5 protein-coding genes are annotated in these 7189 nt (G+C 65.1%); all 5 read left to right on the plus strand.

The window, feature by feature from the left end:
- The coding region (locus tag AC1DHD_RS14420; protein WP_476880371.1) for an ATP-binding cassette domain-containing protein at window positions 1-1466 on the plus strand (1466 nt) is incomplete at its 5' end.
- 277 nt (window positions 1467-1743) lie between these two features.
- The gene (locus AC1DHD_RS14425) at window positions 1744-3384 is read left to right on the plus strand and encodes a peptide ABC transporter substrate-binding protein (protein WP_476880372.1); all 1641 of its coding nucleotides are present in this window, start codon (window positions 1744-1746) and stop codon (window positions 3382-3384) included.
- A 214-nt stretch (window positions 3385-3598) separates the two neighbouring features.
- Window positions 3599-4528 carry an ABC transporter permease gene (locus tag AC1DHD_RS14430; RefSeq protein WP_476880373.1) on the plus strand — a complete coding sequence of 310 codons (930 nt, stop codon included), beginning with the start codon at window positions 3599-3601 and terminating at the stop codon, window positions 4526-4528.
- Window positions 4518-5396, plus strand: a complete 879-nt coding sequence (locus AC1DHD_RS14435) for an ABC transporter permease (RefSeq protein ID WP_476880374.1) — start codon at window positions 4518-4520, stop codon at window positions 5394-5396. Before AC1DHD_RS14430 ends, AC1DHD_RS14435 begins: the two co-directional genes overlap by 11 nt.
- An 11-nt stretch (window positions 5397-5407) precedes the next feature.
- Entirely contained in the window at window positions 5408-7129 is a 1722-nt protein-coding gene (locus tag AC1DHD_RS14440) for an ABC transporter ATP-binding protein (protein WP_476880375.1), read from the plus strand.
- Window positions 7130-7189: the final 60 nt, after the last annotated feature.

Genomic DNA, 7189 nt, shown 5'->3' on the forward strand with positions numbered 1-7189 from the left:
CGGTGTACACCGTGGGTGCACAGATCGTCGAAACCATCCGCCTGCACAACGAGGTCTCGCCTGACCAGGCCCGCGAACGCGCCCTGCGGATGCTCGAACTCGTGGAACTGCCGGACCCGGAGAAGGCCTTCAAGTCCTACCCGCACCAGCTCTCCGGCGGGCAGCGCCAGCGCGCCATGATCGCCCAGTCGCTCTCCTGCGACCCCAAGCTGCTTATCGCCGACGAACCGACCACGGCCCTTGATGTCACCGTGCAGGCCGAAATCCTGGACCTCATGCGCAACCTGCGCAACAAGCTGGACAGTGCGATTGTGCTGATCACCCACGACATGGGTGTGGTGGCCGACCTCGCCGACCGGATCGCCGTGATGCGCCGGGGACTGATCGTGGAAACCGGTACGGCCGCGGAGATCTTCCACAACCCGCAGCACGAGTACACCCAGGCCCTCCTGGCAGCCGTGCCGCACCTGGGGCAGGGCGGTGCTGAAAGCGAGCCCGACGTCGACGTCACCGCAGCCCTGGCCGCCGCGACGCACGCCGACCTCGACGCGGTGCCGCGTTCGGAGCTGCTCCGGCGGGAGCGGGAGAACGCCGCGGCGCTGGCGGCCGCCGGGACGGCTAAACCGCAGGGCGATCCTGTCCTGGAACTCACCGACGTCGCTATCGAATACCCGAAGCAGGGACGGGTGCCGGCGTTCCGCGCTGTCGAGGGCGCCAATCTTGCCATCTACCCGGGCCAGGTCGTCGGGCTGGTGGGGGAGTCCGGCTCGGGTAAGACCACCATCGGCCGTGCCGCCGTCGGCCTGCTGCCGGTTGCCGCGGGCACCATGAAGGTGGTGGGCCAGGACATTTCCGCCGCCAAGAGGAACGGCCGCCAGTTGCACGAGATGCGCCGGCACGTCGGCATGGTCTTCCAGGACCCCTCGTYGTCGCTGAACCCGCGGCTGCCCATCGGTGAAAGCATCGGCGAACCGATGTTCCTCGCCGGCGTCGCCAAGGGGGCGGACCTGCAGTCGCGGATCGAGGCCCTGCTGGACCAGGTGGAGCTGCCGCGCGACTATCGCAACCGCTACCCGCACGAGCTCTCCGGCGGCCAGAAACAGCGCGTCGGCATCGCCCGGGCACTGTCGCTGAAGCCGAAGCTGATGGTGGCGGACGAGCCCACGTCGGCTCTGGACGTTTCCGTCCAGGCGAAGGTCCTCGAACTGTTCCAGGCCCTGCAGAAGGAACTGGGTTTTGCCTGCCTCTTCGTCACCCACGACCTCGCGGTGGTGGACGTCCTGGCCGACAGGATCTGTGTGATGCAACGCGGCCGGATTGTCGAGCAGGGCAGCCGCGACCAGATCCTCCGGAACCCGCAGCAGCCCTACACGCAGCGTCTCCTCGCGGCGGTTCCGCTGCCGGATCCGGAGAAGCAGCGCGAACGGAGGGAGCTGAGGGCGCAGTTGCTCGCGGGCGCGAGCTAGGCGGTTTTTAGGGGGTTTTCGGTTAACCCGTTATAACCCGCAGCCTCCGGAGGCGTATGGTACCAGCCAGTAATGTGTGACTTGAAATACGTTTCGATTGACGCTAGCCGTCACGAGATTGTTGAGTCACGGTTTGGCAACGGAGTTCCATCATTCGGACTTTTTGCGGTTAGGCTACTTCCATATGTAGGCCACGTCACAGGATATTTCTGTGCCCGGGCCTGCCGGGAAGCACAAGTCTCTCCCGCACGAACTCCCACAACTCTTAGGAGGCGGAATGCGTTTTTCGCGCACTTCCAAAGCACTGGGCATGGTGGCTATCGCCGCTTTGGCCCTGACCGGTTGCGGCGGCGGCGGTTCTAACACCGCCGGCGGCAGCACCGGTGGCGACGCCAGCAAGGTCATCATCGCCGACGGTTCCGAGCCCCAGCGTCCGCTGATGCCCGCCGACACCAACGAAGTTGGCGGCGGCAAGGTTATCGACATGATCTTCGCCGGTCTTGTCAGCTACGACCCCAGCGGCAAGCCCGTGAACGAACTCGCCGAGTCCATCGAGGGCAAGGACGGCCAGCACTTCACCATCAAGATCAAGAAGGACCAGAAGTTCACGAACGGCGAGGCCATCACCGCCAAGACGTTCGTTGACTCCTGGAACTTCGGTGCRGCCGCGAAGAACGCCCAGCTCAGCGGCGCCTTCTTCGAGAGCATCAAGGGCTACGACGAAGCCAGCAAAGAAGGCTCCACCGTCACCACCATGTCCGGCCTGAAGGTCGTCGACGACCAGACCTTCACCGTTGAACTGAAGCAGCCGGAATCCGACTGGCCGCTCCGCCTTGGCTACACCGCGTTCGTTCCGGTTCCGTCCGGCGCGCTGAAGGACCCGAAGGCGTTCGGCGAGAAGCCGGTCGGAAACGGCCCGTACAAGCTGGCCGAYGGCGGCTGGCAGCACAACGTGCAGATCCAGCTCGTCCCGAACCCGGACTACAACGGCCCGCGCAAGGCCAAGAACGCCGGCGTGACGTTCAAGATCTTCCAGAACGACGACGCTGCGTACCAGGACCTGCTGTCCAACAACCTGGACATCCTGCAGACCATCCCCACGAGCGCTTTGAAGAACTTCAAGAGCGACCTGGGCGACCGCACCATCAACAAGCCGTACGCCGGCAACCAGACCATCGCGATTCCGGAATACCTGCCGGAGTGGAGCGGTGAAGCCGGCAAGCTCCGCCGCCAGGCCATCTCCATGGCCATCAACCGCGACGAAATCACCAAGGTCATCTTCAGCGGTGCACGCCAGCCCGCGAAGGACTTCACCGCTCCGGTTCTGTCCGGCTACAGCGACTCGATCCCGGGTTCCGAGAACCTGAAGTTCGACGCCGACAAGGCCAAGGCCGCTTGGGCCAAGGCTGACGCCATCCAGAAGTGGGACGCGAACAAGACCTTCACCATCGCCTACAACGCCGACAAGGGCGGCCACAAGGCATGGGTTGAGGCTGTTGTGAACCAGCTCAAGAACACGCTGGGCATCAAGGTTGAGGGCAAGCCGTACGCAACCTTCAAGGAAGCCCGCAACGACGCCACCGCAGGCACGCTGACCGGTGCAATCCGCGCCGGCTGGCAGGCCGACTACCCGTCGCTGTACAACTTCCTCGGACCGATCTACAAGACCGGTGCAGGCTCCAACGACGCACGCTACGCCAACCCGGCGTTCGACAAGGCCATCTCTGAAGGTCTCGCCGCTTCCTCCGTTGCAGACGGCAACAAGGCCATGAACAAGGCTCAGGAAACCCTCCTGACCGACCTTCCGGCCATCCCCCTGTGGTACCAGGTTGCCCAGGGCGGCTGGAGCGACAAGGTCTCCAACGTTGACTACGGCTGGGACGGCGTCCCGCTGTACTACAACATCACTGGCAAGTAATAACTGAACGACGGCGGGGGCTRCCTGGATTGGGGCCCTCGCCGTTGTTTTGCTTTCCCCCTATTTCTAAGCACCCGCCACGGCCGGTGCGATCCGCAGCCGGTCCGCCGTGACCGTACCGGCGCCGGCTGCACCCATAATGAAAAGGTTCTTTGATGAACAACTCCGCCGCATCCTTGCACGGGATGCCTGCTGACGGGGGTGTCGTTCGCTAATGGCGACTTACATCCTCAAGCGTTTCCTGCAGCTGATCCCGGTCTTCCTGGGCGCCACGCTGCTGGTGTACTTCCTGGTCTTCAGCCTGCCTGGCGACCCCATCGTGGCCCTCTTCGGCGACAAGCCGGTCAACGAGGCCGTCGCGGCCCAGCTCCGGCAGCAGTACCACCTCGATCAGCCGTTCTGGATCCAGTACCTGCTCTACCTCAAGGGCATCTTCACGTTCGACCTCGGCCAGGACTTCTCCGGCCGCCCCATTGCCGCCGTGCTGGGTGAGGTCTTCCCGGTGACGGCCCGCCTCGCCGTTATGGCCTTGATCTTCGAAGCCGTTTTCGGCATCATCTTCGGCCTGATCGCCGGCCTCCGCAAGGGCAAGTTCTTCGACGCGACCGTCCTGATCGCGTCCCTGATCGTCATCGGCATCCCGATCTTCGTGCTCGGCTTCGTGCTGCAGTTCACCATCGGCGTCCAGCTCGGCTGGGCCAAACCGACCGTCAGCTCGGCCGCCACGGTCCAGGACCTGATCCTGCCCGCGATCGTCCTCGGCCTCGGCTCCTTTGCCTACGTGCTGCGCCTGACCAGGACCAGCGTCATCGAAAACATGAACGCCGACTACGTGCGCACCGCCACCGCCAAGGGCCTGTCGCGTTTCCGCGTGGTCCGCGTGCACATCCTGCGCAACTCGCTGATCCCGGTCATCACCTTCCTCGGTGCTGACCTGGGCGCCCTCATGGGCGGTGCCATCGTCACCGAAGGCATCTTCAACGTCCCGGGCGTCGGCAACCGGTTGTACCGGGCCGTCACGCAGGGTGAGGGACCCACCGTCGTCTCCATCGTGACGGTGCTGGTGCTCATCTATGTTGTGTCCAACCTGCTTGTAGACCTGCTGTACGCCTGGCTTGACCCAAGGATCCGCTATGACGCCTGAGAACATCACCCCGGACCAGCGCACTGCGGCCCCGGCCAAGCGGCACGTCGAACACTTCGTCGCCGACTTCTCCGAGACACCGCTGCAGGCAACCGACAAGGTCAAGGAAGACCAGGCTCCGCTGAGCCTGTGGGGCGAGGCCTGGAAGAACCTGCGCAAGCAGCCGCTCTTCCTGATCTCCGCCTTCCTGATCCTCGTCGTCGTCGCCGTGTCACTTTTCCCCTCGCTCTTCTCCGGCATCGACCCCGCCTCGGAGGCATGCCAGCTGGCCAACTCCGACGCCGGACCGGCCGCCGGGCACCCGCTGGGCTTCACCCAGCAGGGCTGCGACGTGTACGCACGCGTGATCTTCGGTACCCGCTCCGACATCTTCTTCGCCCTGCCGCTGATCCTCGGCGCCATCGTGATGATGCAGCTGCCCGTCTTCCGTGCCAACCGCACGGCCTGGACGCTGGTGCTGATCCTGGTGACCTTCGGCTGGCCGCAGATCGCCCGTATCACCCGCGGTGCCGTGATCGAGGTCCGCAATGCCGACTTCGTGACCGCCGCCCGCTCCCTGGGCGTTTCTAAGTTCGGTGCGCTGATGCGCCACGTTATGCCGAACTCGCTGGCTCCGATCATCGTCGTCGCCACCATCTCGCTGGGTACCTTCATCGTCGCGGAATCGACCCTGTCGTTCCTCGGCATCGGGCTGCCGCCGAGCGTGATGTCCTGGGGCAATGACATCCAGGCAGCGCAGGCTTCCCTGCGGTCCAACCCGATGCCCCTGCTCTGGCCGGCCATCGCGCTGTCCATCACGGTCCTGAGCTTCATCATGCTGGGCGACGCCCTGCGCGATGCGCTCGATCCCAAAGCGCGCAAGCGATGAAAGGGGACGCCATGAACGCCTCTGTCGAATTCCACGAAGCCGGCGCGGCCGCCGGACGTCCGCTCCTTGAAATCAAGGACCTGGCGATCAGCTTCACCACCAGCAACGGCGAGGTGAACGCTGTCCGCAACGCCCACCTCACCGTAATGCCGGGCGAAACCGTCGCCATCGTCGGCGAGTCCGGCTCCGGCAAGTCGACGACGGCGCTGGCCGCCATCGGCCTGCTGCCCAGCAACGGCCGTGTGGCCGCCGGCAATGTCTTCTTCGACGGCGAGGACATCGCCCACGCCTCGGAGAAGCGGATGATCGAACTGCGCGGCAACAGCATCGGTATGGTGCCGCAGGACCCGATGTCCAACCTCAACCCGGTCTGGAAGATCGGTTACCAGGTCCGCGAAACGCTGAAGGCGAACGGGCTGCCCAGCGGCCCCGACGACGTCGCGAAGGTGCTGTCCGAAGCCGGTCTGCCCGATGCCTCACGCCGTGCCAACCAGTACCCGCACGAGTTCTCCGGCGGCATGCGCCAGCGTGCCCTGATCGCGATCGGCCTGTCCTGCCAGCCGCGCCTGCTCATTGCCGATGAGCCGACGTCGGCCCTGGACGTGACCGTCCAGCGGCAGATCCTGGATCACCTGGACAAGATGACCACCGAACTCGGCACGGCCGTCCTGCTCATCACCCACGACCTCGGCCTCGCCGCCGAGCGCGCCGACAAGGTTGTGGTCATGTACCGCGGCCAGGTCGTCGAAGCCGGTCCGTCGCTGGAGCTGCTGCAGAACCCGCAGCACCCGTACACCCAGCGGCTGGTTGCCTCGGCGCCGTCGCTGGCGTCACGGCGCATCCAGGCTGCCAAGGAACTCGGCGTCGAATCCGATGACCTGCTGGCACCCGCCGAGGACGTCGTCGTTGCCTCGACCCTGCCCGACGAGGTGCTGCAGATTGAGAACCTCAAGAAGGTCTTCAAGCTGCGCTCCGGCTTCGGCCGTTCCACCGACTTCACCGCTGTGGACGACGTGTCCTTCAGCGTCAAGCGGGGAACGACGACGGCGATCGTGGGGGAGTCGGGTTCCGGCAAGTCCACCGTGGCCCAGATGGTCCTGAACCTGCTCCAGCCGACCTCCGGCAAGATCGTGTTCGACGGCGTCGACACTTCCACGCTGAACAGCAAGGAGATCTTCGCCTTCCGGCGCCGGGTGCAGCCGATCTTCCAGGACCCTTACGGTTCCCTCGACCCGATGTACAACATCTTCCGGACCATCGAGGAACCGCTGCGGACCCACAAGATCGGGGACAAGGCCAGCCGGGAGAAAAAGGTCCGGGACCTGCTGGACCAGGTGGCACTGCCGCAGTCCACCATGCAGCGCTACCCGAACGAGCTCTCCGGCGGCCAGCGCCAGCGTGTGGCTATCGCCCGTGCCCTGGCCCTCGACCCCGAGGTCATCATCTGCGACGAGGCGGTGTCCGCCCTGGACGTGCTGGTGCAGGCGCAGGTGCTGAACCTGCTCGCCGACCTGCAGTCGCGGCTGGGCCTGACCTACCTGTTCATTACCCATGACCTCGCGGTGGTCCGGCAGATCGCCGACCACGTGTGTGTGATGGAGAAGGGCAAGCTGGTCGAGACCGGTTCCACCGACGAGGTCTTCGACTCGCCGAAGCAGGATTACACGAAGGCGCTGCTGAACGCGATCCCCGGAGCGAAGCTGATGCTTCCCCCCGAGGTGGCTTCGGCCTAGCCAGGCGGTACCCCGCACGGCAGCACCACAACAAGAGCCGGCGTCCACCCTGGGGTGGAC

This window comes from Arthrobacter sp. 05L45_2 (genome assembly GCF_056397525.1).